This is a genomic window from Chitinophaga sp. XS-30, assembly GCF_008086345.1.
Lineage (GTDB): Bacteria > Bacteroidota > Bacteroidia > Chitinophagales > Chitinophagaceae > Chitinophaga.
Window position 1 is genome coordinate 2,871,017 of record NZ_CP043006.1, and the last position, 24,667, is coordinate 2,895,683.

Annotated in this window: 24 protein-coding genes and 2 tRNA genes; 15 read left to right on the plus strand and 11 right to left on the minus strand. The window is 50.8% G+C overall.

Annotation, left to right across the window (positions count from 1 at the left end; translation table 11 throughout):
• The first annotated feature begins 25 nt into the window (after window positions 1-25).
• The 4 genes from FW415_RS11805 to FW415_RS11820 all read left to right on the plus strand — a co-directional run bounded on the left by FW415_RS11805 (window position 26) and on the right by FW415_RS11820 (window position 4,517).
• On the plus strand, window positions 26-334 hold the full coding sequence (locus FW415_RS11805) for an NAD(P) transhydrogenase subunit alpha (protein WP_148385093.1): 309 nt from the start codon (window positions 26-28) through the stop codon (window positions 332-334).
• A 6-nt stretch (window positions 335-340) separates the two neighbouring features.
• Window positions 341-1,912, plus strand: a complete 1,572-nt coding sequence (locus tag FW415_RS11810) for an NAD(P)(+) transhydrogenase (Re/Si-specific) subunit beta (RefSeq protein WP_148385095.1) — start codon at window positions 341-343, stop codon at window positions 1,910-1,912.
• Window positions 1,913-1,942: 30 nt separating this feature from the next.
• Window positions 1,943-3,328, plus strand: a complete 1,386-nt coding sequence (locus FW415_RS11815; protein WP_148385098.1) for an RNA methyltransferase — start codon at window positions 1,943-1,945, stop codon at window positions 3,326-3,328.
• A 154-nt stretch (window positions 3,329-3,482) separates the two neighbouring features.
• Window positions 3,483-4,517 (plus strand): LysM peptidoglycan-binding domain-containing protein, encoded by a 1,035-nt coding sequence (locus tag FW415_RS11820; protein ID WP_168208782.1) that lies wholly within the window; start codon window positions 3,483-3,485, stop codon window positions 4,515-4,517.
• A gap of 210 nt (window positions 4,518-4,727) precedes the next feature.
• On the opposite strand, the gene fmt is transcribed toward FW415_RS11820, so the two are convergent.
• Both fmt and FW415_RS11830 read right to left on the minus strand, forming a co-directional pair.
• Window positions 4,728-5,648 carry a methionyl-tRNA formyltransferase gene (fmt, locus tag FW415_RS11825; RefSeq protein WP_148385103.1) on the minus strand — a complete coding sequence of 307 codons (921 nt, stop codon included), beginning with the start codon at window positions 5,646-5,648 and terminating at the stop codon, window positions 4,728-4,730.
• A gap of 38 nt (window positions 5,649-5,686) precedes the next feature.
• Complete coding sequence (locus FW415_RS11830; RefSeq protein WP_148385106.1) at window positions 5,687-6,838, minus strand: exo-beta-N-acetylmuramidase NamZ domain-containing protein; 1,152 nt, start codon at window positions 6,836-6,838, stop codon at window positions 5,687-5,689.
• A gap of 102 nt (window positions 6,839-6,940) precedes the next feature.
• Between FW415_RS11830 and FW415_RS11835 the strand changes: the two genes are divergently transcribed.
• The 4 genes from FW415_RS11835 to FW415_RS11850 all read left to right on the plus strand — a co-directional run bounded on the left by FW415_RS11835 (window position 6,941) and on the right by FW415_RS11850 (window position 9,978).
• Window positions 6,941-7,369, plus strand: a complete 429-nt coding sequence (locus tag FW415_RS11835) for a peptidylprolyl isomerase (protein WP_148385108.1) — start codon at window positions 6,941-6,943, stop codon at window positions 7,367-7,369.
• Between the two features lie 126 nt (window positions 7,370-7,495).
• A complete protein-coding gene (gene pepT / locus FW415_RS11840; protein WP_148385110.1) occupies window positions 7,496-8,743 on the plus strand; it encodes a peptidase T in 1,248 nt (415 codons plus the stop codon).
• Between the two features lie 74 nt (window positions 8,744-8,817).
• Entirely contained in the window at window positions 8,818-9,534 is a 717-nt protein-coding gene (locus FW415_RS11845; RefSeq protein ID WP_148385112.1) for a MotA/TolQ/ExbB proton channel family protein, read from the plus strand.
• 63 nt (window positions 9,535-9,597) lie between these two features.
• Window positions 9,598-9,978 (plus strand): biopolymer transporter ExbD, encoded by a 381-nt coding sequence (locus FW415_RS11850; protein WP_246859012.1) that lies wholly within the window; start codon window positions 9,598-9,600, stop codon window positions 9,976-9,978.
• Between the two features lie 61 nt (window positions 9,979-10,039).
• Here FW415_RS11850 and prmC read toward each other — a convergent pair whose 3' ends face one another.
• Window positions 10,040-10,894 (minus strand): peptide chain release factor N(5)-glutamine methyltransferase, encoded by an 855-nt coding sequence (gene prmC / locus FW415_RS11855; RefSeq protein ID WP_168208783.1) that lies wholly within the window; start codon window positions 10,892-10,894, stop codon window positions 10,040-10,042.
• A gap of 72 nt (window positions 10,895-10,966) precedes the next feature.
• On the opposite strand from prmC, the gene ribD reads away from it, so the two are divergent.
• The gene (gene ribD, locus FW415_RS11860; protein ID WP_246859013.1) at window positions 10,967-12,013 is read left to right on the plus strand and encodes a bifunctional diaminohydroxyphosphoribosylaminopyrimidine deaminase/5-amino-6-(5-phosphoribosylamino)uracil reductase RibD; all 1,047 of its coding nucleotides are present in this window, start codon (window positions 10,967-10,969) and stop codon (window positions 12,011-12,013) included.
• 2 nt (window positions 12,014-12,015) lie between these two features.
• Window positions 12,016-12,612, plus strand: coding sequence for a YigZ family protein (locus FW415_RS11865; protein WP_148385119.1), 597 nt, complete (start codon window positions 12,016-12,018; stop codon window positions 12,610-12,612).
• Window positions 12,613-12,737: 125 nt separating this feature from the next.
• Here FW415_RS11865 and FW415_RS11870 read toward each other — a convergent pair whose 3' ends face one another.
• On the minus strand, window positions 12,738-13,970 hold the full coding sequence (locus tag FW415_RS11870) for a DUF6786 family protein (RefSeq protein ID WP_148385121.1): 1,233 nt from the start codon (window positions 13,968-13,970) through the stop codon (window positions 12,738-12,740).
• 120 nt (window positions 13,971-14,090) lie between these two features.
• Between FW415_RS11870 and FW415_RS11875 the strand changes: the two genes are divergently transcribed.
• Window positions 14,091-14,163: transfer RNA gene (locus FW415_RS11875), tRNA-Gly, on the plus strand.
• A gap of 240 nt (window positions 14,164-14,403) precedes the next feature.
• On the opposite strand, the gene FW415_RS11880 is transcribed toward FW415_RS11875, so the two are convergent.
• Together FW415_RS11880 and FW415_RS11885 are read right to left on the minus strand one after the other, a co-directional pair.
• Entirely contained in the window at window positions 14,404-14,601 is a 198-nt protein-coding gene (locus tag FW415_RS11880) for a hypothetical protein (protein ID WP_148385124.1), read from the minus strand.
• A gap of 105 nt (window positions 14,602-14,706) precedes the next feature.
• Entirely contained in the window at window positions 14,707-15,756 is a 1,050-nt protein-coding gene (locus tag FW415_RS11885; RefSeq protein WP_148385126.1) for a glycosyltransferase family 2 protein, read from the minus strand.
• 121 nt (window positions 15,757-15,877) lie between these two features.
• On the opposite strand from FW415_RS11885, the gene FW415_RS11890 reads away from it, so the two are divergent.
• Together FW415_RS11890 and FW415_RS11895 are read left to right on the plus strand one after the other, a co-directional pair.
• Window positions 15,878-17,020 carry a HAMP domain-containing sensor histidine kinase gene (locus FW415_RS11890; protein WP_148385129.1) on the plus strand — a complete coding sequence of 381 codons (1,143 nt, stop codon included), beginning with the start codon at window positions 15,878-15,880 and terminating at the stop codon, window positions 17,018-17,020.
• A 49-nt stretch (window positions 17,021-17,069) separates the two neighbouring features.
• A tRNA-Leu gene (locus tag FW415_RS11895) sits at window positions 17,070-17,153 on the plus strand.
• Between the two features lie 77 nt (window positions 17,154-17,230).
• On the opposite strand, the gene FW415_RS11900 is transcribed toward FW415_RS11895, so the two are convergent.
• The 3 genes from FW415_RS11900 to FW415_RS11910 all read right to left on the minus strand — a co-directional run bounded on the left by FW415_RS11900 (window position 17,231) and on the right by FW415_RS11910 (window position 20,511).
• Window positions 17,231-17,431 carry a hypothetical protein gene (locus tag FW415_RS11900; protein ID WP_148385131.1) on the minus strand — a complete coding sequence of 67 codons (201 nt, stop codon included), beginning with the start codon at window positions 17,429-17,431 and terminating at the stop codon, window positions 17,231-17,233.
• 36 nt (window positions 17,432-17,467) lie between these two features.
• Window positions 17,468-17,659 carry a hypothetical protein gene (locus FW415_RS11905; protein ID WP_148385134.1) on the minus strand — a complete coding sequence of 64 codons (192 nt, stop codon included), beginning with the start codon at window positions 17,657-17,659 and terminating at the stop codon, window positions 17,468-17,470.
• 401 nt (window positions 17,660-18,060) lie between these two features.
• Window positions 18,061-20,511 (minus strand): outer membrane beta-barrel family protein, encoded by a 2,451-nt coding sequence (locus FW415_RS11910; protein WP_168208784.1) that lies wholly within the window; start codon window positions 20,509-20,511, stop codon window positions 18,061-18,063.
• A gap of 268 nt (window positions 20,512-20,779) precedes the next feature.
• Between FW415_RS11910 and FW415_RS11915 the strand changes: the two genes are divergently transcribed.
• A complete protein-coding gene (locus tag FW415_RS11915; protein ID WP_148385138.1) occupies window positions 20,780-21,919 on the plus strand; it encodes a sensor histidine kinase in 1,140 nt (379 codons plus the stop codon).
• Window positions 21,916-22,653 (plus strand): LytTR family DNA-binding domain-containing protein, encoded by a 738-nt coding sequence (locus tag FW415_RS11920; RefSeq protein ID WP_148385141.1) that lies wholly within the window; start codon window positions 21,916-21,918, stop codon window positions 22,651-22,653. The genes FW415_RS11915 and FW415_RS11920 overlap by 4 nt, the downstream gene beginning before the upstream one ends.
• Window positions 22,654-22,748: 95 nt before the next feature.
• Here the strand turns inward: FW415_RS11920 and FW415_RS11925 are convergent, their stop codons facing one another.
• Together FW415_RS11925 and FW415_RS11930 are read right to left on the minus strand one after the other, a co-directional pair.
• Window positions 22,749-23,891, minus strand: a complete 1,143-nt coding sequence (locus FW415_RS11925; RefSeq protein WP_148385144.1) for a FecR family protein — start codon at window positions 23,889-23,891, stop codon at window positions 22,749-22,751.
• A gap of 43 nt (window positions 23,892-23,934) precedes the next feature.
• On the minus strand, window positions 23,935-24,489 hold the full coding sequence (locus tag FW415_RS11930) for an RNA polymerase sigma-70 factor (RefSeq protein ID WP_148385146.1): 555 nt from the start codon (window positions 24,487-24,489) through the stop codon (window positions 23,935-23,937).
• Window positions 24,490-24,667 lie beyond the last annotated feature (178 nt).

Below are 24,667 nucleotides of genomic sequence, written 5' to 3' on the forward strand. Positions count from 1 at the left end.
CCATCGAAATAATAATACCCTTCATATGAGTGCAATACTCGAATTTCTGCAATTGCATATAGAGATGGTGTACATCGTGATCTTGTCAGTATTTCTTGGTATAGAAGTCATCTCCCGTGTGCCCTCCGTACTGCATACGCCGCTGATGAGCGGCGCGAACGCCATTCACGGCGTGGTGATCATCGGCGCCATCATTGTGATGGGGAAAGCGGAGGCCGATAACTATGCCGCACTGATCCTGGGGTTCCTGGCCGTAATACTGGGAACGCTCAATGTGGTGGGTGGTTTTGTGGTGACCGACCGTATGCTGGAAATGTTTAAAAAGAAGAAATAATCGTTTATGCCTGGAACGCTTTTGCAAATAGATGCGGCCACCGGCCCCGGCCTGTTGTCCATCGCCTACCTGATCGGCTCGGTTACCTTTATCATTGGCCTGAAAATGCTCAGCCATCCGGCTACCGCCCGCAGGGGCAATCTCATAGCGGCCGGCGGCATGTTCATCGCCATACTCGGTACCATCTTCCTGTACGAAGAAGGGGGAACGAAACTGGGCAACTACGGATGGATATTCAGCGGACTGATCATCGGCTCCATTGTGGGCGTAATAGCTGCGCGCAAGGTGAAGATGACCGCCATGCCGGAAATGGTAAGCCTTTTCAATGGCATGGGAGGCGCCTGCGCCATGCTGATCTCCATCGTGGAATTCAATCATCTGTCCCATTCCCTGCCTATCAACCTTTCGCAGCTCAGCGGGGAAGGATGGGCAGCGGACCTGCTGCGTACTGCCATACAGAATATCACCTCCGCGCTGGATATAGAAGTGCACGCCGGTGGCACGCTGCTGATCATCCTGCTGGGCCTCATCATCGGCACGGTATCATTCGCCGGCAGTATCATTGCCTGGGGCAAGCTCAATGGCCGCATTAAAGATTATGCCTTTAACGGCCAGCATATCGTGAACCTGCTCGTACTGGGCGTAGTGGTCGTTCTTTCCGCGTACATGCTGTTCAATATCAACGACAGCTACGAGGCCGCCGGCAACAATATCAACAGTTTCCGGCTCGATACATCCATCATTGTCAGCTTTTATATCATTCTCGCGCTTTCCGTGCTTTACGGCGTTTTGTTCGTCATGCCTATCGGCGGAGCAGATATGCCGGTAGTGATCTCCCTGCTCAATTCCTTTACCGGTGTGGCAGCGGCCTGCGGCGGTTTCCTGTACGACAATCCGGTGATGCTCACCGGTGGTATCCTCGTTGGCTCAGCCGGCACCATCCTCACCATCCTGATGTGCAAGGCCATGAACCGCTCACTGAAGAATGTGCTGATCGGTTCTTTCGGCGGCGCCAAAGCGGGTGCGGCGGCCAAAGAAGTGGAGGGCAATTACAAGGAGATCAGTGTTTCCGATGCGGCCACGGTGCTGCGTTATGCTACGAAAGTGGTGATCGTGCCGGGATATGGCCTCGCAGTGGCGCAGGCGCAGCATGTTTGCCATGAACTGGAAAAGCTGCTGGAAGAAATGGGCGTTGAAGTGACCTATGCCATACATCCCGTAGCGGGAAGGATGCCGGGGCATATGAACGTATTGCTTGCGGAAGCGGATGTGCCTTACGAAAAACTGCAGGAGATGGAGCAGGCCAATGCGGAGTTCCCGGTAACGGACGTGGTGCTGATCCTCGGCGCGAATGATGTGGTGAATCCCGCCGCAAAACATGATCCGGCCAGTCCCATTTACGGCATGCCCATCCTGGAAGTGGAACTGGCAAAAATGGCGATCGTCAACAAACGCAGTATGAAACCCGGTTACGCCGGTATAGAGAACGAACTGTTCTTCCAGCCCAAGACCTCTATGCTCTTCGGAGATGCAAAAGCCATGCTGCAACAGCTGGTAGCCGAAGTGAAGACGGTATAAAACCGTACCTTTGCCGGAAAATTTTTGCGTTTGCCAGTTTTACCTGAGGCTTTTACAGATACCCTGAAAGGGTTGCCAGGCTTCGATATACAGTCTTTTTTACAGGTGCATGCATCACCGGAGCGTGTTACTTCCCTGCGTTTGCAGCCGGAAAAAGTAACAGACCCTTCCGTGTTGTTCCCTTCGCTGACCAAAACACCGGTGCCCTGGAACCGTTACGGGTATTACCTTTCCTCCCGCCCGTCCTTTACATTCGATCCTTACTTTCATGCCGGCGCCTACTATGTGCAGGAAGCCTCTTCCATGTTCCTGGAAGAAGCGCTGCGGCAGACGGCCGATCTGTCTAAACCCCTGAAGGCACTGGACCTCTGCGCCGCGCCGGGAGGCAAAAGCACTTTGCTGCAAAGCGTGCTGAACAGGGGCGGTCTGCTGGTGGCGAATGAAGTGATCAAAACAAGAGCGGCCATCCTGGCCGATAATATCACCCGCTGGGGAGCGGATAATGTGGTGGTCACGAATAATGACCCGCGTGATTTCTCGCGGCTGGATGGGTATTTCGACCTGGTGACGGTAGATGCGCCATGTTCCGGCTCCGGGCTGTTCCGCCGCGATCCGGAAGCTGTGGAAGAATGGTCTTACGATAATGTAATGCTCTGCAGCCAGCGCCAGCAAAGGATACTGGCGGATGCGCTGCCCGCGCTGAAACCCGGCGGCGTGCTGATCTATTCCACCTGCTCCTATGCCAGGGAAGAAGATGAGCAGATCGTGGAATGGCTTTGTTCGGAAATGGGTATGGAGCATATTCCGCTGCAGACAGATCCTGCCTGGAATATAATACCCGGTGAAAAGCAACGGGGGTATCGCTTTTACCCGGATAAGGTCAGCGGCGAGGGCTTTTTTATTGCCTGTTTCCGGAAACAGGGCGCAGCAAAGGCCTCTCCCAGGGCGGTCAGCCGGAAAAAGAACGGTATATCCCTGCTTCCGCAGAAGGATGCTGACCGTGTTGGCGACTGGCTGAAAGAAGGCGTTGACCACGTATTGCTGACGCATAAGGACGATGTGATCGTTCTGCCGCCGCAGGTTGCGGCGGAGTTGCCGCTGCTGCAGCAACACCTGTATCTGCGGAAAGCTGGCGTGAAGGCGGGACAGCTGACGCCGAAGGGGTTGCTGCCGGATCATCAGCTGGCGCTCAGCACCATCATCGCCGATGATCTGCCTGTCATGGAACTGGCGGCGGAGCAGGCCCTCCGGTATCTGAGAAAAGAGGATATCCGGCTGGATAATGCCGGGAACGGGTGGACGCTCATGCGGTTTGGCGGCATGAACCTGGGCTGGGCCAAGATTTTGCCTAACCGCGTGAACAATTATTATCCGAAGGAAATGCGCATCCTGAAAGCAGGAACACCGGATTACTAACATGTGGAGAAATAGAACCGGCAACGGTTGCAGGGCTGGCAACAAAATTGTTTTTTTGTCGTTTCGTAATAAATGAAAATCCGTTTTTAACACATATATTCGTTTCTTTAAAGTATTAGATATTATGTTAAAGTCAATTTTATTGGGTGTTTTAATGGCCTGGACAATCGGGGCAGCCGCACAGGATGCCTTGCTTGCACAGGGCAGCGCACCTGATCTGTATTTGGTGCATACGGTGAAGAAAGGGGAGACATGGTACAGTCTTGGCCGCGCATATGGGTTAAGCCCGAGAGAGATTGCCGCCCGGAACAATATGCAGATGGAGCAGGGGCTGGCCTTGGGAAAACAGATCACGATACCGCTGAACAGCAGTAATTTCATTCAGTCAAAGGATGCTTCCGCTGCTGAAGGCCTGCGTCCGGTGTATCACCACGTAGGGGATAAAGAAACATTATACCGTATTTCCATCCGATATGCCAGGGTGCCGCTGGATAATGTACGGCAGTGGAATAAATTTACCGGCGATGGTGTGCAGAAGGATGCGATGCTGATCGTAGGATATGTAAAGGGCACCAGCAATTCTATCGTACAGGTAACTCCCGCATCACAACCCGTTGCAGCCAATACGCCTGCTCCGCCGGCAACACCGCCGCCTGCTACTGTACCGGAACAGACGGTTACCACACCTCCGCCGGCACAAGAACCTGTTGCCACGCCTCCTCCTGCTCAGCAAACCGTTACAACAACTCCTCCTCCGGCACAGGAAACGCCTGCTGTGGTAAAACAGGACACACCCGCAACGGTAGTGGAAGAACAGAAACAGGCATCAGGCACCAGTCTTGGCCGTACACCGGCCATTCCGGAAGGTGGTTTTGAGTATATTTTTATGCAGCAGACCAATAACGGACGGGATGTTACCACCGAAAAAGGTCCCGGCACCTGGTTCCGCAGCAATGCGATCGTAGGTTCAGGCAAATATTACGCATTGCATAATACCGCCCCGCGCGGCACCATCCTGAAGGTGACGAATCCGCTGACCGGCAGGGCGATCTACGCAAAGGTGCTGGATGCTATTCCTCAGCTGAAAGCCAATGCCAATCTCATTATCAAGCTGAGCGATGCCGCACAGGATGCGCTGGGCATCAGAGAGGGAAGGTTTTATTGCGAGCTCAGCTACGACGAACAATAAAAAGTATCACATAAAAGACTAGCAAGCGGGTGTGCCGGATCACGGCACACCCGCTTGCTATATACGGATATCTGACAGAAGATGTATCCAGCAAAGTGGGTCGCTTTTCAGCGCTTTGGGCACAATGACCGGCAGTGTAGTATTACCCCTGGAACCGGTATCCCACCTCCATTTTTTTGCCTTCCAGTTGGAGGGATAGCGCACCTGAAATTACCCCTGAAACCGGTACCCCCGCAGGAACTCGTCCACTTCCATTTTCTTTTTCCCTTCCAGTTGCAGGGATAGTACCTGAATATATCCACCCGGCGCCGCGAATTTCAGAAACGTCTTCTGGTCGGTATGCACAGAGCCGGCAGGATGAGTATGCGGGGCGGTTTCTTTCGCCGCTTTGAATATCTTGAGCGTTTTATCCTGCAGATGCGTAAATGCGGTGGGATAGGGACTTAGCCCGCGAATGAGATTGTAAATATTGTCCAGCGGCGCTTCCCAGTTAATGAGGCAATGTTCTTTGAAGATCTTTGGCGCATGTTTCAACGCCGATGCGGGAATATCCGCCTGCGGCATTTCCGGGGCTTCGCCTGCGGCGATGGCCTTGACGGTTTTGATCAGCAGGCCCGCTCCGGTGACGCGCAAGACCTCATAAAGCTCCCCGGCCGTCTGGTCTTCCGGAATATCCACGGCTTCCGAAAACATGATATTCCCGGTATCGATCTCATGCTGCAGTTTGAAGGTGGTGACACCGGATTGCCGTTCCCCGTTGATGATGGCCCAGTTGATGGGTGCGGCGCCACGGTACTGCGGCAGCAGCGAAGCGTGTACATTGATGGTGCCGCGCGGCGGCATGCTCCATACCACTTCCGGCAGCATGCGGAAGGCCACCACCACCTGCAGGTCTGCCTGGTACGACCGCAGGGTATCCAGGAATGCGGGGTCTTTCAGTTTCAGCGGCTGGAGGACCGGGATATTTTTACTGACCGCATAGGCTTTCACCGCGCTTTGCTGCAATTGCAGCCCCCGGCCTGCGGGTTTGTCCGGCGCAGTAACCACCGCTGCTACATCATATCCCTCTTTCACCAGCGCGTCCAGTGAAGTAACCGCAAAATCGGGCGTACCCATGAAAATGATCCTCATGTAAAAAAGATTTTCGAAATGCGAATGTAGCCGAAATTTCAGAAGTCCTCATACAGCAGGTATTTCCGGCGGATCTTCCCGAATGCGGCCAGCCCGGCTTCCCAGGTCTTCCGGATCTGCTCAGGCGAATGGCCTGCCTTGATCTGCGCCATCAGTTCCTTGTTGCCTGCGAGTTTGTTGAAGAAGGCATTGAAGAACTTATCCTTGTCCGGGAACAGCTTGTAGGCATTGATGATCCAGTCCAGCCGGATCTTGTTATCCGGATGGGCTTCATGCGAGAGGTCGTATCCATAGCAGGTCTGGTCCATCAGCACGGGGGATTTGGCGCCGGGCAGGCTGCGGGGCGTGAAAGAAAAGAGGTCTTTCGGCAGCGCGGGATGCCCGTACACCTGGAAAGGCTTGTCCGTACCGCGTCCCAGGCTGAATACCGTGCCTTCGAACAGGCAGGTGGAAGGGTAGAGGTAGATGGATGCCATGTTCGGCAGGTTGGGGGAAGGTTTCACCGGCAGCTGGTACATGGTGCGGTGCGTATAACCGGCGCAGGGAATAACGGTAAGCCTGCACTGTGCTTTATTGTCCAGCCAGCCCTCTCCGTTGAGCATTTTGGCATATTCTCCAACCGTCATGCCATGCACGGTGGGGATGGGCTGCATGCCCACGAAGGAGCGGAAAGCCGTATCCAGGATGGGGCCATCGGTATAATGTCCGTTGGGATTGGGACGGTCCAGCACCAGCAAGGGTTTGCCATGTTCTGCAGCGGCTTCCATCAGCTCTTCCAGTGAAGAAATGTAAGTGTAAAAACGGACCCCAACATCCTGAAGATCAAATATCAGCATGTCCACATCCGCGAGGTCTTTTGCATCCGGTTTCCGGTGTTTGCCGTACAGCGATACGATGGGCAATCCGGTTTTTTTATCAACGGTATTGCCAAGTTTTTCGCCGGCATCGGCGTCGCCGCGGAATCCGTGCTCCGGGCTGAATATCTTCACGATCTTCACATCAAGCTTCAACAGCGAATCTACCAGATGGCTGCTGCCGATGATGGAGGTCTGATTGACCAGCATGCCTACACGCTTGCCTTTCAGCAGGGGAAGATAAACATCTGTACGGTCGGCTCCGGTAAGAAGGGGTTGTTGCGCGAAGCAGGAAAAACAGCCGCAAAGCAACAGGAGAAAGAGTAGACGTTTCATTTTGATATGTTGATGAATGCAACAAAATAACGCAAGATGCCGGTAAATAAAAAACAAAATCTGTACCTTCACGGGACAATTGTCTCATTTTAAATTATTTTTATGCAACAAGTCAAGACGGGAGATACGGTACGGGTTCATTATCACGGCCGTTTAACCAACGGTACCACCTTCGATTCTTCAGAAGGCAGAGATCCCCTGGAGTTCAAGGTAGGCGCCGGTATGGTGATCAAGGGCTTTGATAATGGTGTGCTCGAAATGGCCATAGGGGAGAAGAGGACCCTTAATATCCCGGTAGAAGAAGCATATGGCCCCAAAAGTGAAGAGCTGATCATGGATTTTCCAAAAGCGAATATACCGGAGGACCTGAATCCGGAAGTAGGTATGGAGCTGCAGATGAGCAATCCGCAAGGTCAGGTATTCCCGGTGAAAGTAGCCGCTATCAGCGGTGAATTCATCAAACTGGATGCCAATCATCCGCTCGCGGGCGAACCGCTGGTGTTCGACATCGAACTGGTGGAGATCGTTTAAGTTTGCATTGAACGTAAAAAATATATGGAGGGAAAGGTAAAACGCAGCCCGTTTTACCTTTCCCTTTTCGCTTTTAATTTCAGCGTGTCGTTTTTTACTTTATTTTTACTTTTTACCAATATGCCAATGGATAGAAATTATGCCTACTCCGTCTCCGAACGCTTCCTGCGTTATGTGCAGATAGATACGCAATCAGACCCGCTCAGCAATACTTTCCCTTCTACCGCAAAGCAGAAAGACCTGTCTGCCCTGCTTGTCAGGGAGTTGCAGGAAATGGGCATCACGGACGCGATGACCGGTGAATACGGATATGTGTATGCCACCATACCCGCCACCACTACCAAACAGGTGCCGGTGATCTGTCTTTGTGCGCATATGGACACAGCGCCCGATTGCAGCGGCGCTAATGTAAAACCCATTGTGCATAAAGCATATGACGGCGGCGATATTGTGCTGCCGGATGATCCCGCCCAGGTTATCCGGGCAAAGGAGCATCCTTATCTCGCCGGAAAAAAGGGCGATGATATCATTACTGCCAGCGGTACCACCCTTCTCGGCGCGGACAATAAAGCCGGTGTAGCGGAGATCATGGATGCCGCACAATACCTGTTGCAGCATCCGGAGATCAAACACGGCAGGATCCGCATCCTGTTCACCCCGGATGAAGAGGTTGGCCGCGGTGTGGAGCATTTGAACATGGAGCAGCTCGGCGCACAGTTCGGCTACACCATGGATGGTGGGGAACTCGGCTCCCTGGAAGACGAAACATTCTCGGCGGATAGCGTAAAGATCTCCATCAGCGGCATCAGCACCCATCCGGGAACGGCCAATGGCAAAATGGTGAGCGCCATCAAAGTGGCCGCCGCTATCCTTGCGGAACTGCCGGCGAACATTCTTTCCCCGGAGACCACGAAAGACAGGGAAGGGTTTATTCATCCCGTACGCATGGAGGGAATGGTGGAGAAAGCTGAACTCGATTTTATCATACGCGATTTTACCACGCCGGAGCTGGAAGGTCACGAATTTTATCTCCGCAAGATCATGGAAACCGTGCTGCAACGTTACCCTGGCGCCAGCGCCACTTTCAAGGTAACGGAGCAGTACCGCAATATGAAAGAAGTACTGGATAAGTATCCGCAGGTGGTGGCCAATGCAGAGGAAGCGATCCGGCGCGCCGGGATCGAGCCTCTACGCCTGAGCATCCGCGGCGGTACTGACGGTTCACGCCTGTCTTTCATGGGATTGCCCTGTCCGAATATCTTCACAGGAGAGATGGCGCTGCACAGCAAACACGAATACGTGAGCATACAGGACATGCAAAAGGCGGTGGACACCATCGTTCATCTCGTGCAGGTTTGGGAGGAAAGAAGCTGATAATAATTTTACGGGAAGTCCGTTTTTATTATTACTTTGACCCCTTATAAAATTCGAATGTTAAAATTAAATACATGTTGCCAGGACTAATTACGTTTTTGCAGGATTCTCTTTTACTTCCCAGGGCCGACACAGTGGCTGCAGGAGTGGATGCCGCTGCAACCGCAACCCAGGAGATCAAATTATGGGACATGATCGTGAAGGGCGGCCCGCTGATGATCCCCCTGGGCGTTCTTTCCGTGATAGCGGTATATGTATTCGTGGAAAGGTTCATCACCATCAGAAAGGCAGGACGGCTGGAAGACAATTTCATGCCGATGGTCCGCGACCATATTACCTCCGGTAATATCAATGCGGCGCGCTCCCTGTCCAGGAACACCAACAATCCCATCGCCAGGGTGATCGACAAAGGGATACAACGTGTGGGCAAGCCGATCGACAATATCGAAAAATCAATGGAAAGCGTAGGCAAGCTGGAGATCTACAAAATGGAAAAGAACCTCATCATTCTTTCCATCATCGCCGGTATTGCGCCGATGTTCGGGTTCCTCGGCACCATCGCCGGTATGATCCAGACCTTCTTCAACATCTCGCAGACTTCCGATATCACACTTGGCGCTATTGCAGGCGGTATCTACGTGAAAATGGTGACCTCCGCAACGGGGCTTATCATCGGCCTGATCGCCTACATCGGCTACAGTTATCTGAATGCGCAGATCGACAAGGTGATCAACAAGATGGAATATTCATCCGCAGAGTTCATAGACATTCTGCAGGAGCCAACGAAATAGGATTTATTAATCGTAATCGATACAAGTATGAATTTGCGGAGGCGTAGACCAGCACATGCGGAAATGCACAACGGAGCGTTGAACGATATCCTGTTCATCCTCCTGCTGTTCTTCCTGATCGTGTCGTCCCTGGCCAATCCCAACGTCATCAAGCTGATGTTGCCGAAGGCCAAAAGTAATACCAAAGCAAAACAGACGGTAGTGGTGAGCATCGATGCGAAGCAACAGTTCTATGTGGGCACGAACAAAGTGAATTTTGAAGAGCTGAGAGCGGCATTGGTACCGAAGATCAACATCAATGAAGTAGATCCGACCATTGTGATCAATGCCGAAGAATCCGTTCCCATCAGTGCGGTGGTGAGTGTAATGCAGATCGCAAGGGAACTGGGCGCAAAAACGGTGTTGGGTACGGCCAACCCGCAAAATACGGCACCGAAAAGATAGTATAAGGTATTTGCTGACAGAAGAGGTTGCGTTCATCATGCAGCCTCTTTTTTTTATGGCATTATTTTTTTGTTGCCCGTATCATCCTGTCTTTCCCGAACATATCCTGTTTCAGGGCCACTGCTGTGAAACCCACTTTTTCCAGCAGGGATAAGACTTCCTGCCCGAGGGCCTCATTGATCTCGAAATACAACATCCCGCCCGGTTCCAGTTTTTCCATCGCGAGTTGTGCGATGCGGCGGTAGAACAGCAGGGGATCATTATCCGGTACAAAGAGCGCGATGTTCGGCTCAAAGGCATGTACCTGCTGCCGCATGCCAGGCCTTTCGTTTTCGCAGATATAGGGTGGATTGCTGACGATGATGTTGAAGGATGGCAGTACCTGTGCGGCATCGGAGGAAAGTATATCCTGGTGTACGAACCGTACGGGCGTATGCTGGATGCCGGCGTTGCGCGTTGCAACAGACAATGCGGCGGTGCTCACGTCCAGGCCCCAGATATCGGCTGCCGGCCATTGCTTTTTCAGGGCGATGGGAATGCAACCGCTGCCGGTACCAATATCCAGCAGGCGCCAGGCCGGCTGGCAGGGATGATCGAGCAGCACCCATTCTACCAGTTCCTCCGTTTCAGGGCGGGGGATGAGCACCTGTTCACTGACGGTCAGCTCCATCCCGTAAAACCAGCTTTTTCCGGTGATATGTTGTACGGGCCGGTGTTCCAGCAACGCTTCCAATGCCTGATGGTACAGGGTTTCCTGTGCGGGAAGGAGGTCTCCGTCTTTATGGATGATCCGGTCCAGCTTCCCTAGCCCGGTAATATGCTCCATTACCAGGTGCGCAATATTGGAGGCCTCGCGGGCATCGTACATGGGCCTGATAGCTGTGGTGATGCCGGCAAATGCTGATTGAATGGTCATGATATTTGGATGAACAGCGAAAATTAGCCGCTGAAACGATATTTTTGCAAACATATTATTTCAAACGCATTCATGGACAGCATTTCCCACGAAATTTTTATGCGGCGCTGCCTGCAACTGGCGGCAACAGGTATGGGTCAGGTGGCTCCCAACCCGATGGTGGGGGCTGTGCTGGTCCATGAAGGCAGGATCATCGGGGAAGGGTACCATAAAATATTCGGGCAGGCGCATGCCGAGGTGAATTGTGTGAACAGTGTGCCGGGGGACCAGGAGAGCCTCATTCCCAGGTCCACCCTGTACGTGAGCCTGGAACCCTGCTCGCATCACGGTAAAACCCCGCCCTGCGCGGACCTGATCATCTCCCGCCGGATACCGCGGGTGGTAGTGGGCTGTATCGATTCCTTCTCCGCCGTGGCCGGAAGAGGGATCAAACATATGCAGGATGCCGGTATTGAAGTGATCACCGGTGTGCTCGAAGCAGAATGCCGGAGCATCAACAAACGGTTCTTCACTTTCCATGAGAAAAAACGCCCTTATATCATCCTGAAATGGGCGGAATCGCGGGATGGCTATGTAGCCCTGCCCGGAGGGCAGCCGGTAAGGATATCGAACGGTTATACGGACAGGCTGGTGCATCAATGGCGAAGCCAGGAAATGGGGATCATGGTGGGCACAAAAACGGCCCTGCAGGATAATCCGGGGCTGACCACACGGCTATGGCCGGGAAAAAGCCCCGTACGCATCGTGATAGACCGGAAAATGCAGACGCCGCCGCATTATCAGCTCCGTGATGCCGCGGCGCCGACCATTTTTGTGACGGAACAGGCCACGGACGGCGTTACGTTCATACAACTGGATTTCAACCGTGATATCATTCCGCAGCTGTTGCCGCAATTGCATGCCGCCGATATCCAGAGCATCATCGTGGAAGGAGGGACCTACCTGCTGCAACAATTCATCAACAGCGGCTATTGGGACGAAGCACGCGTGATCACCGGCCGGGAAACCCTCGGCAACGGCATCGCCGCGCCAGTCATCACAGGCGCCTCACTACAGGATGAAATGGAACTGTATGGCGACAGGATCGCCGTATATGTTCCCGCATCCTCATCAACCTGACAATGGAAGTTTATTATACGATTGAGAAGAAAGCAGTAGCGGAGTTCAAGGACAGGGGCAGCAAATTCCTCGCATATGCCTACCCCGTAAAATCCACCGAACAGGTAAAAGAGTGCCTGCAGGACGTGAAGAAAGAACACCCCAAAGCCACCCACCACTGTTATGCCTACCGGCTCGGGACAGACGGGCTGCAATTTCGCGCTGTGGACGACGGAGAACCTTCCGGTTCCGCCGGTAAGCCCATTCTCGGGCAGATCGACAGCAAACAGCTGACGGACGTGCTGGTAGTGGTGGTCAGGTATTTCGGCGGTACGCTGTTAGGCGTTCCCGGCCTCATCAATGCCTACAAGATGTCAGCCGCGCTGGTGCTACAACTGATCCCGGCCGTGCAGAAAAATGTAGAGGCCAGGTACCGGCTGACATTTGACTATACCATATTGAATGATGTGATGATGGTGGTGAAGCAGCACAACTGCACCGTGCTGTCACAGGATATACAGCTGTTCTGCAGTATGGAAATTGGTATTCCCAAAGCCAGCCTGGACCTTTGCCTGCTGCGGCTGAAAGATATCTATAACCTGGAGATCAGGGCATTATAGCCCCGCAGGGCCTTTTACCTCGGCGGCGCCTCGGGAATTGAGCAACAATGCTGTCGTTGGCCTGCAGGGCCTTTTTTGATCCCGGCGGCGCCTCGGGAGTTGAACAACAATGGCCCTCCTTGGCCCTACAAGGCCTTTTTGATCTCGGCCAGCGATACCCCGAACAGCTGTTGCACCACAGGGGCCAGCCGTTTTTCCTCTCCTTGCAGGTGAATGGTGCGGTGATAATGTTCCAGCCGCCCTCCGGGCTTTAGTCCAGCCGCCGGTGAGGAGCTTTCCAGTTCAAAGAACTGGCCCAGCTGCGGCAGGCCTTCGCCGGGAATGCCATCGTTATAGGCGTTGATCACATCGCCGCCAAAAGGCGGGGAAAGGGTGTCCCACGATGAATTTACATACAGGTTCCTGCCCAGCGGCAAGGTAAACTGCACAATGGTGAGCAGCCGGTTGGCCGCGTCATAACTGCCCAGGTAGTTGTAACAGGCGTTCGGCTGCAGTCCTATCTTGCTGCGGTATTTCGCATCAGCCTTGAAATAAGCGATCTTCTCACCCGTTTTCAGCCGTTCCGGCGGAATGGCCCCGAAATAATTGGTGTTCACTTTTCCCTTGTTGCGTATCGGTATAACGACCGTGTTCTGTCCCGATGCCGCGAACATGCCCAGTATCCAGACGGAAGGCATGCCGTATGCCGTGTCCCATTTTTGCGTGCCGGCATTGCTGATGGTGTTGGCGGAATGAAAGGCCACCGCCTGAACGCTTCTGTGCAGGTCCGTCCCGATGTAATTGCGGACATCCCTCCGCGCGATGAGCGTTATGGTACGGTTGACCTTTATATGGAATGTATTGCCCTTGTAATTGGTGAGCTGCATGGTCCGCTCAAAGGAAACCGTGTGTGGGGACCGGCCTGCCACGGTGAAAGGTTCCGTATCGATGGGAGCGGGCACCTGCCAGTGTGCGAAGTCAAACGTATCTCCCGGTTCGAAATAAAAGCTGTTGCGGCTGCCTTCCGGTCCCAGCCAGAAGCGGTCTTCCCCTCCATAGGCGTTCATATGGGGTTGCAGTTCGCCGCTTTCGATCAGGGCATGGTTCACCCAGCCGAGACTGCGGCCGGTATCCCCGGCAGCAGTGCTGGTCATCACCCGGCCCTGCCAGGCCGGCACAATGGCTATAGCGGCATTGCTGGTGCTGTCTTTCAGTATGATCGTTTCCACATGTCTTTTAAGGAATGCAACATCCGCACCGAAGTGTTCCGCGCTCCTGATAGCAGGCTGGTTTGCGGATGATCCTTTATTTTCCTGCTGTTGCCGGCCGGGTCCACAGGCTGCCAACAGCAGTGCGCCATAGAGAAGGTATTGCTTCATGATATGGTGTAATATGTCTGGCTGAATGAATGTACAATGATAAAGTTTTACGGCAGTATTTGAAATTTTATTTGCTGATTTCAAACTCTTTCCTATTTTTGCAATCCCAAAACGGCAAATGCGGAAGTAGCTCATTTGGTAGAGCACGACCTTGCCAAGGTCGGGGTGGCCGGTTCGAGCCCGGTCTTCCGCTCAGAAAAGTAAAAAAGGTGTGTCAGCAGATGGCGCACCTTTTTTTGTTGCTGTGTGCCGTTACCTGTAAGGCAATTTATCGGATCAAGTTAAATTCTTGAGGGATTTTAGAATCAAGCATAAAGCGGATCAACTACTTCAGTGGTAAGGTTTTTTCAGGACGGGGCAATCCCTATTGCTTTCCGGAATAAAAAAAGCCGCACCTTCAAGGTGCGGCACTATATACCAAGTAATATTAATATTATTTATACTTCGGCTCGTACAGGCTGCTTTCAGGCACAGCTACTTTCGGCGCCCCTTTATAACGATGCTCATAAAGTTTGTAGCAACCGCCCAATACAAATGCCAGAATACAGGCAAGTTTTATGTAAAACAGGAAACGGGAGGAAGACACCCAATCACGGGTAAAATCATTCTTATTTTCAACTGTATGCTCCATATGTATTTTTTTCGCAACGCAAACTTACAAAGTAAATCCGCAAAGTCCAAATATTCCGGCCGTGTTTTAGGGAGTGTCCTGGGTGGATATTTACGTTGAAAGGGCTTAGTTCCGCTGTTTTTTCCATTGCGTCAGTGAGCTGAACGTCCGTTTGTTCAGGAAATAGTAACGCCAGATCATAATGCCCCGGAAAACGCCTTTGAGGTCGTATAGTTTTTTGCGGGGAAAAGTATCGTTGTAGCTCTTTTCTTTCGTTCTGCGCCAGCGGTAATAATCCCGGTAAGCGCGGAAGATCGCGGCCATGTCCCGGGGCTTGCCGGAGACGAGGCTTTTGAATGCCGCCAGCAGGTCCAGCACATGCCGTTGGGACAGGATGATCCATTGTTCATCGAAATGCAGGTTCTTGCATAACATGATCAGGTTGTTCCGGAAATTGAGGTACAGCTTGCGGGGATTACCCTGCGGCAGGCTGCCCCCGCCAACGTGATAGACAACGGATCCCGGGCAATAGGTAATGCGGTACCCCGCGCGTTGCAGGCGCCAGCAAAGGTCTACTTCCTCCATATGAGCGAAGAAATACGGATCAAATCCGCCTACTTCAAAAAAACGGTCGGAACGGATGAACAGGGCCGCACCGGTGGCCCAGAAAATGTCCTGCTCCGTATCGTACTGACCCTTGTCCTTTTCGATCGTATAAAGTATCCTGCCGCGGCAGAAGGTGTACCCCAGGATATCCATCCATCCCCCGGCCGCACCGGCATATTCAAAGCTGTCCCGCTCGCTGAAAGCCCTGAGTTTGGGTTGGCAGGCCGCGATGGACGGGTCTTCCATCATTTTGCTGATCACCGGGTTGATCCAGTCCGGTTCCACTTCCACATCCTGGTTCAGCAACACAAAGATATCGGCCTTTACATGCTCCAGCGCTTCATTGTACCCACCGGCAAAGCCGCTGTTGCTGCTGTTGCGGATGATCTTTACGGCCGGGAAGTGCGTTTCCACAAAAGCAACGCTGTCGTCCGTAGAAGCATTGTCGGCCACATAGATATCCAGACTGCCATCATACACGGAAGCGCAAACGGAAGGAAGGAAGCTTTCGAGGAAAGCCCTGCCGTTCCAGTTCAATATAACAACCGCTACCGAAGGCAATTTTGACAAAAGAGTTTCGTTTTAGTCCGTGACGAATTTTAGCGTTGCAAATATGCAACAAAGCCTCCGAATATTACTAATTTAGTTGATAGTTAACAGTCAGGTTGATTGTAGCTTTATTATCAGGCAGATGTTTAGACAATATATAGGCTGGAAATTTTCCCTTGTGGCTGTGGCCGTAGTTATTATTGTAACTACCATATGGTTTGTGAACAACTTGTCCGAAAAGATCCAGCAGGAAGAAACGAAAAAGGTAGCCACCTGGGTGGAAGCCAACCAGGAGCTGCTGAAAGCTTCGCCGGATGCAAACCTTAACCTGGCTGTGGAGATCATCCGCACGAATACCACCATCCCCATTATCCTCACCGATGATCATGGCAACATCATCGACCATCGTAACCTGGATTCAGCCGCCGTTGCGGATAATAACTATTATCTGCAAAACGAGCTGGAAGATTTCAGGAAGCAGCACCCGCCCTTCATTATGGCGGTGGATGCCAAGACCAATTACTACATCTATTACGGGGATTCGCTGATCCTGAGACAGGTGAGGTATTATCCGTATATACAATTGCTGGTGGTGGCGCTATTCATCGGGGTCGTGCTGTTTGCACTGTCCTCCACCAACCGGGCCACCCAGAACCTGGTTTGGGTGGGGATGGCCAAGGAAACGGCGCACCAGTTGGGAACGCCTTTGTCATCTATGGAAGCCTGGCTGGAAATATTGAAAGAGCGGGAGGAGATCGTGCCGATGGTAACGGAAATGGCCAAGGATGTAGACCGTTTGAAGCTGATCACCGACCGTTTTTCGAAGATCGGCAGTGTGCCCAGCCTGGAGGAACGGAATATCGTGGAGCAGGTGGCCACTATGGTGGCGTACATCCGGAAACGGGCGCCGCAGAAAGTGCAGTTCCGGCTGGAATCGGAGGAGCAGGATGTGGCAGCCATGATCTCGCCGCCATTGTTCGACTGGGTGGTGGAAAACCTGCTGAAAAATGCCCTGGATGCCATGGAAGGGACGGGGGAGATCACGGTACAGATTGAAAATCACCCCACCCATATCACCATTGATGTGACGGATACCGGCAAAGGTATTCCCAAAGCGTACCACGACAAGATCTTCCATCCCGGTTTCAGCACCAAGAAGAGAGGGTGGGGGCTGGGGCTCTCCCTGGCCAAGCGGATCATCCGGGATTATCATAAGGGACGGCTGTCCGTAAAATGGTCGGAAGTCAACAAAGGCACGACGTTCCGGATATGGCTCCGGAAATAAAATTTGCTTATTCTTAAAAAGAATTTATTTTTGCACTCCTTAATCACCCGCGGAGGTGGCGAAATTGGTAGACGCGCTACTTTGAGGTGGTAGTGCCTGAAAGGGCTTGGGAGTTCGAATCTCCTCTTCCGCACACACTGAAATTGAAGGAGTTATTTCTTAGAGAAATAGCTCCTTTGTGTTTTAGGGATGCTTAATTAGTTGAAAATTTCAATCCTCCACGATCTCCACTTTCGGTTTGTCACTGCTTTTAGCATGGCTCTTTCCCCACGCATATCCTCCACCGCCGCTGATTATTGCTATCGCTACGAGTTCCAGAATACGCAATGCAATTTCCTCCTTCCCGAGATAAACGCAATACAACAATACCCCGGAAACAATAAGCAGAACAACGGTCAGGAAAATTGCCAATAAAATCCTGTTGTGAAGGCCGTATTTTGGCGCACTCTAAATGTATTCGCCTTGTTGTTTCAAGCCTTCTTTCGATAGCTCGTAGTTTTGCAGCAGATCAATCTTTCGGATTTCGTTTTCCTGCTGACGAAGCTTTAACTCCTCTCTTTGCAGGTCCAGGAAATCCTTTATTGATTGCTCACTTAAATTAGCGGGTTGATTATTTCGTTGCGGGGAATTTTGGGCCATACTTGAATCCGGGTTTTAAAACAACCCGAACATGCCCGCCAACTTCATTACTTCCCAAGCGGGGAGGTATGAATTTAGCGGATACTATCGATGCTCTTTCTCGCTCAAACAGCTTCACAAATGCTCCAGGCGAGAATATCATCTCATTGTGGGATTTTAGCCGCATGTGCATAGTTCATAGATTTACGGGTGTAATTTATGAAAATTTGTAACAAAAGCTAAAAAGGGGATTTAAAAACCGGTTGTCTATTTTAGATTGACATTACGAATAACAAACATCAAACAGACCAGTACTTCACAGATCAGATTTACGAGGCTACGACACCGCGTGGCGGAATTATTGTCTTACAGGTATTGGAAAAAATGCACTGCAATTTAAGGGATTTTTGCCATTCATATATTCAATGCACAATCCGCTCCCTCTCCTCCCGCAAACCGCTACGCTCGCCTCTCCCTTTCCCGCCACCGGTACCAAAAGAACGGGTATAGGTAATTTTAAAGATAGGAAACCTGGTAGATTCCGCACTGAACGGCACACGGCTTCTTAAATCAAAAACCTCTTCGGTCACCGTACCGAAATAACTGGTGATACGCATGGTGCGGAATATATCCTGCACGGTCAGCTGAAGCACTCCCATATTTTTATCCAATACTTTTTTAATGCCGCCGTTTATGGCGCCAAACCCGTCTACTTTCTTTGATCCGTTATACATCTGCGAATTGTACCAGCCGGATACTTCCAGGGAAAAGCTTTTCGGGAGCATGAAGGTCTCACTAAAATTAACCGAGTATGCGAAGTAGCTTTTTTCAGCGGGTTGAGGCGTATGCTCCAGCCTGAATTTTCGCCAGGCGCCGGAAAAATCATAATGCATGCTCCACCAGTTGCCGATCTTGAACGGAAGGTTTGTTTGTACAGCAAGATTGTTTTGATACCGGACGTTTTGCGGCGACAGCACCAGCAGATCACCGGCGGCATTCGATACCATCTGGGTGCGTGCAATGGGATAGTCATCCCGACTGAATAAAACAGCAAACGAATACCCCGCATAATTGTAACCCAGCTTCAGGTTATTGGTGATCGTTGGCCTTAGCAGGCTGTTGCCTGTTTCCACCGATGTAGGATCGGTATATACCACAAACGAAGCAAGATCGTTATAGGATGGGCGACTGATGCGTTTGGTGTACGACAGTTGCAATGCCGACCGTTCTTTCATTTTCCAGGAAACAAAAAGCGTTGGAAAAAGTTTCCCCAGCTTCCGTTCGGTCACCAGCTGTTTGGTATCAGGTTCATCTATCCGGGTATGCGAGTATTCATACCTGGCACCTACGTTTACGCTCAGGGAAGGTTTCAATTGCATGGAGAGCGATACATAACCTGCCGCTATGCTTTCTTTCATCATGATATTATTCACTGTGGTCGGCCTGCTGACCCAATCGCCGTTAACCAGGCTTTCAACACCGGATAAACTCACATTCCGGGTGTAAGTGCCCTTAAGGCCCGATTCCAGTTTCAGCAAAGGACTCAACTGCCTTGTATAATCGAATTTGGCAACGCCTATCTTTATTGTCGAATTGGAAGAGGCCCTTTGATAGGGAGAAAACAGGGTATCATTAGTTCCCGGCCTGTTGCCGTTCTCATCGCCAAAAACGCTGTACGCATTGGTGGGCTTTTTATTCTCATAGAGGAGATAATCCATGTCGAAGTTGATCTGTTCCTTGTCGTTTATCTTCTTTTCAATATACACCGAGTTGAGCAGGTTGTTCCAATTGCCTGATCCGTTGATATCAGCGTCCAGCACATACTGTTTATCTGGTTCCACACTATATTCCGCATGGTTTGTGATGTTTTCGGCCGTATGATTGTTATTGAACGTAAGGCTGCCCCCTGCTGTTAATTTGGGAGTAAAACGGGTATCAAAACCCAGGGTAGCATGATGACTATTGCGGATGGGTTTTATTTCGCTTGAAAAAGCAGACGAAGTTTGCCCGCCCAATACCGGTACGTAATCTGTGGCAGTAGCAAACCAGTCCACAAAGGTCCTGTCGTGCGAATAAGCATAAGCTGCATACAAGGTGGAATTGCCAATGCCTCGGGCAATGTTAAAGCTGGCCGTTTCTTTTTCTCCCCATCCGTAACCGCCGGTTAGGGAAAAAGAACCCTGGTTCCTGTTCTTCTTTAAAACGATGTTGATCAGGCCGGCGCTTCCTTCTGCGTCATACCGCGCAGGCGGTGTTGTCATCAGTTCAATTTTTTCGATATCGTTTGCACTCATACCGTTTAACATTGTAATTACCTGGTCAACGGATACGCGCATCATCTTGCCATTGATCATAACCATGACGCCATTTTTTCCGTTCAGCACAATATTGTTATCCCGGCGATCGATAAACACTCCGGGAGACCGCTCCAGTAATTCAAGTGCGGAGCTGCCTTTGGATAACACACTGCTTTCCACATTTACCACGGTCCCGTACACCTGCTGTTGAAACAATGGTTTTTCCGCCCGTATTACTACTTCTTTCAATTCCCTGGATACCTCCTTCATTACCAGTACACCTAAATCCATGCTTTTTTCGGCGGCGCTCAGCTGAAAGCCGGAAGAATGCGAGGTTTCATATCCGATACCGCTAAAGCGAAGTAAATAGCCACCCGGCCGCACGTTCCCGATGAAGTAAGTGCCATTTTCATTTGTCACCACGGCTTTTACGAGGGTGGAATCGGCTCCGTCCAGCAACAGTACATTTACATAAGGGGCAGGCTGACCGTCTGATCGGACGAGTTTTCCGGCTACCTGGCCAAAAGCAGGGTGAAAAAAGCAGCAGCATAGCAAACTATAGCGTAAAGCCCTCATACTATTGTTTTTCCTGTGATCAAAAATGCCGGTACAGCGCAGCATACCATGCAAAGCAATCAACACCCGGCTATGTATAAAAATCTTACTGACCACCGGTATCACATAATTGATGAAACGCAGCATTGCAGGGTATAGCCGGGAAATACATGATTTGCTCCCGTTTATATACATAAGTTGGTCGATGGTCAATTATTTGAGCCGTTCAGGGAGGCGTCCGTTTTAATAATAGGGAATCAATGTATCTTTAAGAGAAGGGACTTTTCATATGTCACTGGGAAAAACAGGCCAGCATTGGCTGATAAAATATAAACTTCACCATTTACCTTTCTGGTGCCTGTATCACTATCTGTGGGCTGTGATCGCAGTGGGAAATCCATTAAAGGCCGCCAGCGCCATGCTTTTGTTGCCGTATGCGATCAAATTTGCCGGGTATGTGCTCTTCCAGGCCATAGCGGTTTATTTCAACCTGTACTACCTGATTCCCCGGTTTCTTGAAAAAGGGAGATTTGCCCTGTATATCGCTTATCTGCTCATTACCATACTTTGTGCCGCTTCCCTTATTGTAGGAGGGTACTACCTGAGTGCCCTGATCACCGGCAAAAGCTTCGAAGCCATCTACGGCCCGGGCATTTACTGCCTCTATTATTTTTATAGTGTGGCTTTGCCCTCTACTTTAGCCAGTATGACCCTGGCGATGAGTATAAAGCTGACGAAAAACTGGATACAGACAAAGAGAAGACAACAAATGCTGGAAAAGGAAAAACTGGAAACAGAACTGAATTTTTTGAAGAACCAGTTCAACCCGCATTTCCTGTTCAATACCATCAATTCCATATTTTTCCTGATCCATAAAAACCCGGATAAAGCCTCTGTTTCACTGGCCAAGTTCTCGGAACTTTTGCGGTATCAATTGTATGAATGTAATGACAGGCAAATACCGCTAAGCAGGGAGGTCATTTACCTCGAAAATTCGATTGAACTGGAAAGGCTGCGCTTGAATAACAGTATTAAAGTTGATTTTCAGGTGAGCGATACACCGGCAGATCATTTGGGCATTGCCCCTTTTATATTGATGACCTTTGTGGAGAACGCGTTTAAACATGTTTCAAAACATCCTGGTCAGCCCAACTGGATCACCATTAAACTGGATATCTATCAGGAACAACTGGACTTTTTTGTGGAGAACAGTACTTCATACGATACCTATACACCCATGACCGCGAGCAACGGTATCGGTTTGAAAAATGTACAAAGGCGCCTGGACCTAGTCTATCCGGAAAAATATGAACTGGATATACAACGCCGGCAATACAGTTATGCTGTCAGATTGCGGTTGCAGCTTTCCGAACTGGCTGTAGTCCCGATGAACACCCGGCTATCTCAACCTGAAAATATTTATACATGATCAACTGTGCAATAATAGACGATGAGCCTTTAGCCAGGGATGGCATGGCCGGCTATGTACGTGATATCAGCTTTTTAACGCTTGCAGCTACCTGTGAAAGCGCGGTTGAATATAGTACGCTGCCGCCGCAGCAGACCGTTGACCTGATCTTCCTCGATATCCAGATGCCGAAGATAAATGGGCTTAACTTTCTGAAAACGATGCAGCATCCGCCTATGGTCATTGTTGTCACCGCCTACCCTGAATATGCCCTGGAGGGATTTCAGTTGAATGTGCTGGATTATTTACTGAAGCCGGTTACGTTTGACAGGTTCTTTCAATCTGCCACCAAAGCCAGGGACTACTACCATTTGCTGAAGAAAAACCATACTTCAGATGTTTCCCCCGCGGGCGGGACAGCGGATTACTTCTTTGTAAAATGCGGTACGAAGTATGAAAAGGTTTATTTCGATGATGTTTTGTATGTAGAAGGAATGCAAAATTATATTACCATTCATACCAGAAGAGGTAAATATATAACGATGCATTATCTGAAAACGCTGGAGGAAAACTATTTAAATAATCAGTTATTCATCCGGGTGCACAAGTCCTACATTGTATCCGTGAACAAGATAGAAAGCATCCAGGGCAATGAGATCGTTATCGGCACACACCGCATCCCCGTCAGCCGCAGTTACCGGGAGCAGGTGATGCAGCAGGTAGTCATGAATAAGCTCTGGGATAAATCGAAATAAGTACTCCTCCTGGTTAGCTTATCCTTTTTTAGCAGGCGGCGGCAGCGCCTGAAGCCATGTTCCTGGCACGATTTACAGCGGATGGCTTCAGGGGACTATCTGAAATGCAGCACATTATCCTTATCCACATAAGAATCAATGCCGGCAATGAGCTTCAAATCGTCCTGGAAAGCGGAAATAGGTTGGTTCCGGTCCAGCACGCCCACAAATTTTTTATCGCTGATAGCCGGATCATCGATGATCACCTGCATGCCAAACCAGCGCGGCACTACCTTCGCAATTTCCTTCAGCGGCATTTCATCGAAAAAGAACAGTCCTTTTTGCCAGCCCAATACAACCTTCGCATCAAAAGTTCGTTGCTGAATGGCTTGTCCGTCCTGGTAAATCGCTTGCCTGCCCGGAGCCAGCGTACTTTCCCCGGAAAGCGACCGCATGTTGACAGCGCCTTCAATGAGCGCTACTTTTGCCGTTCCGGGATCATAAGTATTGACATTGAATTCGGTACCAAGCACCTGTACCGTGCTGTTGGGCAAATGAACAATAAAGGGCTTGGCTGGATCTTTGGCCACCTTCAGGTATGCTTCCCCGTTTATACTTACCTCGCGGGTAGCATCTGGAAAAGCCAGCGGGAATTTCAGCTCGGTGGCGGAATTCATCCATACCTCCGTTCCATCGGCCAGACTGATCTTGTAATCCAGCCCTACCGGAACAGTCAGGATATTGATGACGGAAGCGTCTGCATCGCTGGAGGAATAAGTCAGGCGTTTATTGGTATTGTTGAGTTGCGTGGCACCGGTCTGGATGTTTCCCTGTTGCCGCGAAAGGTTGACCACGCTGCCATCGGCCAACCGCAATTCTACACCGGGTTTGGCAGTGGCGGCCATATTCGTTGCCGTATCCTGTTTCCGTAGATTGTTCCACAGCAGCGCTGAGCCGGCAAGCACACCGATTGCGATAGCGGCAGCCACCCAACGGCGGCGCCCGAAAGGCAAACGCCGGATCCTGGCCGGTTCTTTGAAAGACGCCGTAAGGTCGTCCCAGTAACCCGGCTCGTCCACATAGCTGAAACGACCGGCTACGTCACCGGCAGGCAACTGTTGCATGAACTGTTCGTAGGCGATGGCAACTTCCGGTACATGCTGTACCATTTGTTCCCATTCCTCCGATTCCTGTTCACTCAGTGTATTACTCACTTTGCCGAGCAGTAAATATTCCTGATGCGCTGTTAAGTTTTTCATACTATCTATACAAGACCCATTTTTATGGTTCCTTCACTAGTCCCTATCTCAAATTTTCAATATTCTTTTTTAAAACCGTTCTCAACTCCCTCAATGCCCGGTCCATATGACTGCTTACCGTGGATTTGCTGATGCCCAGCTGTTCGGCGATCTGCGCATGGGGCAAATGTTCAATGTAATGCAATTGAAATACTTTGCCGGCCATTGGCGGCAGTTGCCGGATGGCCCTGTCCATTTCCTGTTTCAACTCGGCCTGTTCCAGGTGATGAAGTGTGGTGGTGGCTGAATTTTGGGGCAGCAGCTGCGTTTTCTCAGCCAGGGAGGCCTGATGGCGGTTGTGTTTCAGCGACCGGTTGCGGACCGCATATAACATATAATGTTCCAGAGAGCGTTCAATGTGCTCGTACCGCCGGTTTGTCCAGAAATCAATAAAGAACTCCTGTACAATATCCTTGGCGGCCTCAGCGTCCTGTGTGATCGCATAGGCCAGGACATACAAGCGTTTGCGCGCATGATGGAACAGGTGGTCAAACGCAGCCAGATCATGCTGTTGAAGCTGCGTTAATAATATGGTATAGGCCGTATGATCAGTTGCCATATAAATTCCTGTAATTATCTCCCCGGGAAGGCCCTAAACAACACCAAATATATCTAAAAACCGGAAACTGTGCACTTTAGCCTCCCGGACATGGCCTGTAGACGCCGGTGCCGGCCGGAATTTTCCGTCTATTTTGATAAAATTTTAAAAAATCCGGATTTGGACTAGTGAGGCGGTT

Excerpts from the sequence above, each read along its gene's own strand:
- FW415_RS11930 (WP_148385146.1), bottom strand. The coding sequence starts at position 24,489 with ATGGCAACTGATCATACGGCCTATACCATATTATTAACGCAGCTTCAA.
- prmC (WP_168208783.1), bottom strand. The coding sequence starts at position 10,894 with ATGACCATTCAATCAGCATTTGCCGGCATCACCACAGCTATCAGGCCC.
- FW415_RS11805 (WP_148385093.1), top strand. The coding sequence starts at position 26 with ATGAGTGCAATACTCGAATTTCTGCAATTGCATATAGAGATGGTGTAC.
- FW415_RS11850 (WP_246859012.1), top strand. The coding sequence starts at position 9,598 with ATGCACAACGGAGCGTTGAACGATATCCTGTTCATCCTCCTGCTGTTC.
- FW415_RS11830 (WP_148385106.1), bottom strand. The coding sequence starts at position 6,838 with ATGAAACGTCTACTCTTTCTCCTGTTGCTTTGCGGCTGTTTTTCCTGC.
- FW415_RS11845 (WP_148385112.1), top strand. The coding sequence starts at position 8,818 with ATGTTGCCAGGACTAATTACGTTTTTGCAGGATTCTCTTTTACTTCCC.
- FW415_RS11925 (WP_148385144.1), bottom strand. The coding sequence starts at position 23,891 with ATGAAAAACTTAACAGCGCATCAGGAATATTTACTGCTCGGCAAAGTG.
- FW415_RS11905 (WP_148385134.1), bottom strand. The coding sequence starts at position 17,659 with ATGGCCCAAAATTCCCCGCAACGAAATAATCAACCCGCTAATTTAAGT.
- FW415_RS11835 (WP_148385108.1), top strand. The coding sequence starts at position 6,941 with ATGCAACAAGTCAAGACGGGAGATACGGTACGGGTTCATTATCACGGC.
- FW415_RS11810 (WP_148385095.1), top strand. The coding sequence starts at position 341 with ATGCCTGGAACGCTTTTGCAAATAGATGCGGCCACCGGCCCCGGCCTG.
- FW415_RS11870 (WP_148385121.1), bottom strand. The coding sequence starts at position 13,970 with ATGAAGCAATACCTTCTCTATGGCGCACTGCTGTTGGCAGCCTGTGGA.
- FW415_RS11820 (WP_168208782.1), top strand. The coding sequence starts at position 3,483 with ATGGCCTGGACAATCGGGGCAGCCGCACAGGATGCCTTGCTTGCACAG.
- FW415_RS11890 (WP_148385129.1), top strand. The coding sequence starts at position 15,878 with ATGTTTAGACAATATATAGGCTGGAAATTTTCCCTTGTGGCTGTGGCC.
- FW415_RS11880 (WP_148385124.1), bottom strand. The coding sequence starts at position 14,601 with ATGGAGCATACAGTTGAAAATAAGAATGATTTTACCCGTGATTGGGTG.
- FW415_RS11865 (WP_148385119.1), top strand. The coding sequence starts at position 12,016 with ATGGAAGTTTATTATACGATTGAGAAGAAAGCAGTAGCGGAGTTCAAG.
- fmt (WP_148385103.1), bottom strand. The coding sequence starts at position 5,648 with ATGAGGATCATTTTCATGGGTACGCCCGATTTTGCGGTTACTTCACTG.
- pepT (WP_148385110.1), top strand. The coding sequence starts at position 7,496 with ATGGATAGAAATTATGCCTACTCCGTCTCCGAACGCTTCCTGCGTTAT.
- ribD (WP_246859013.1), top strand. The coding sequence starts at position 10,967 with ATGGACAGCATTTCCCACGAAATTTTTATGCGGCGCTGCCTGCAACTG.
- FW415_RS11915 (WP_148385138.1), top strand. The coding sequence starts at position 20,780 with ATGTCACTGGGAAAAACAGGCCAGCATTGGCTGATAAAATATAAACTT.
- FW415_RS11910 (WP_168208784.1), bottom strand. The coding sequence starts at position 20,511 with ATGAGGGCTTTACGCTATAGTTTGCTATGCTGCTGCTTTTTTCACCCT.
- FW415_RS11920 (WP_148385141.1), top strand. The coding sequence starts at position 21,916 with ATGATCAACTGTGCAATAATAGACGATGAGCCTTTAGCCAGGGATGGC.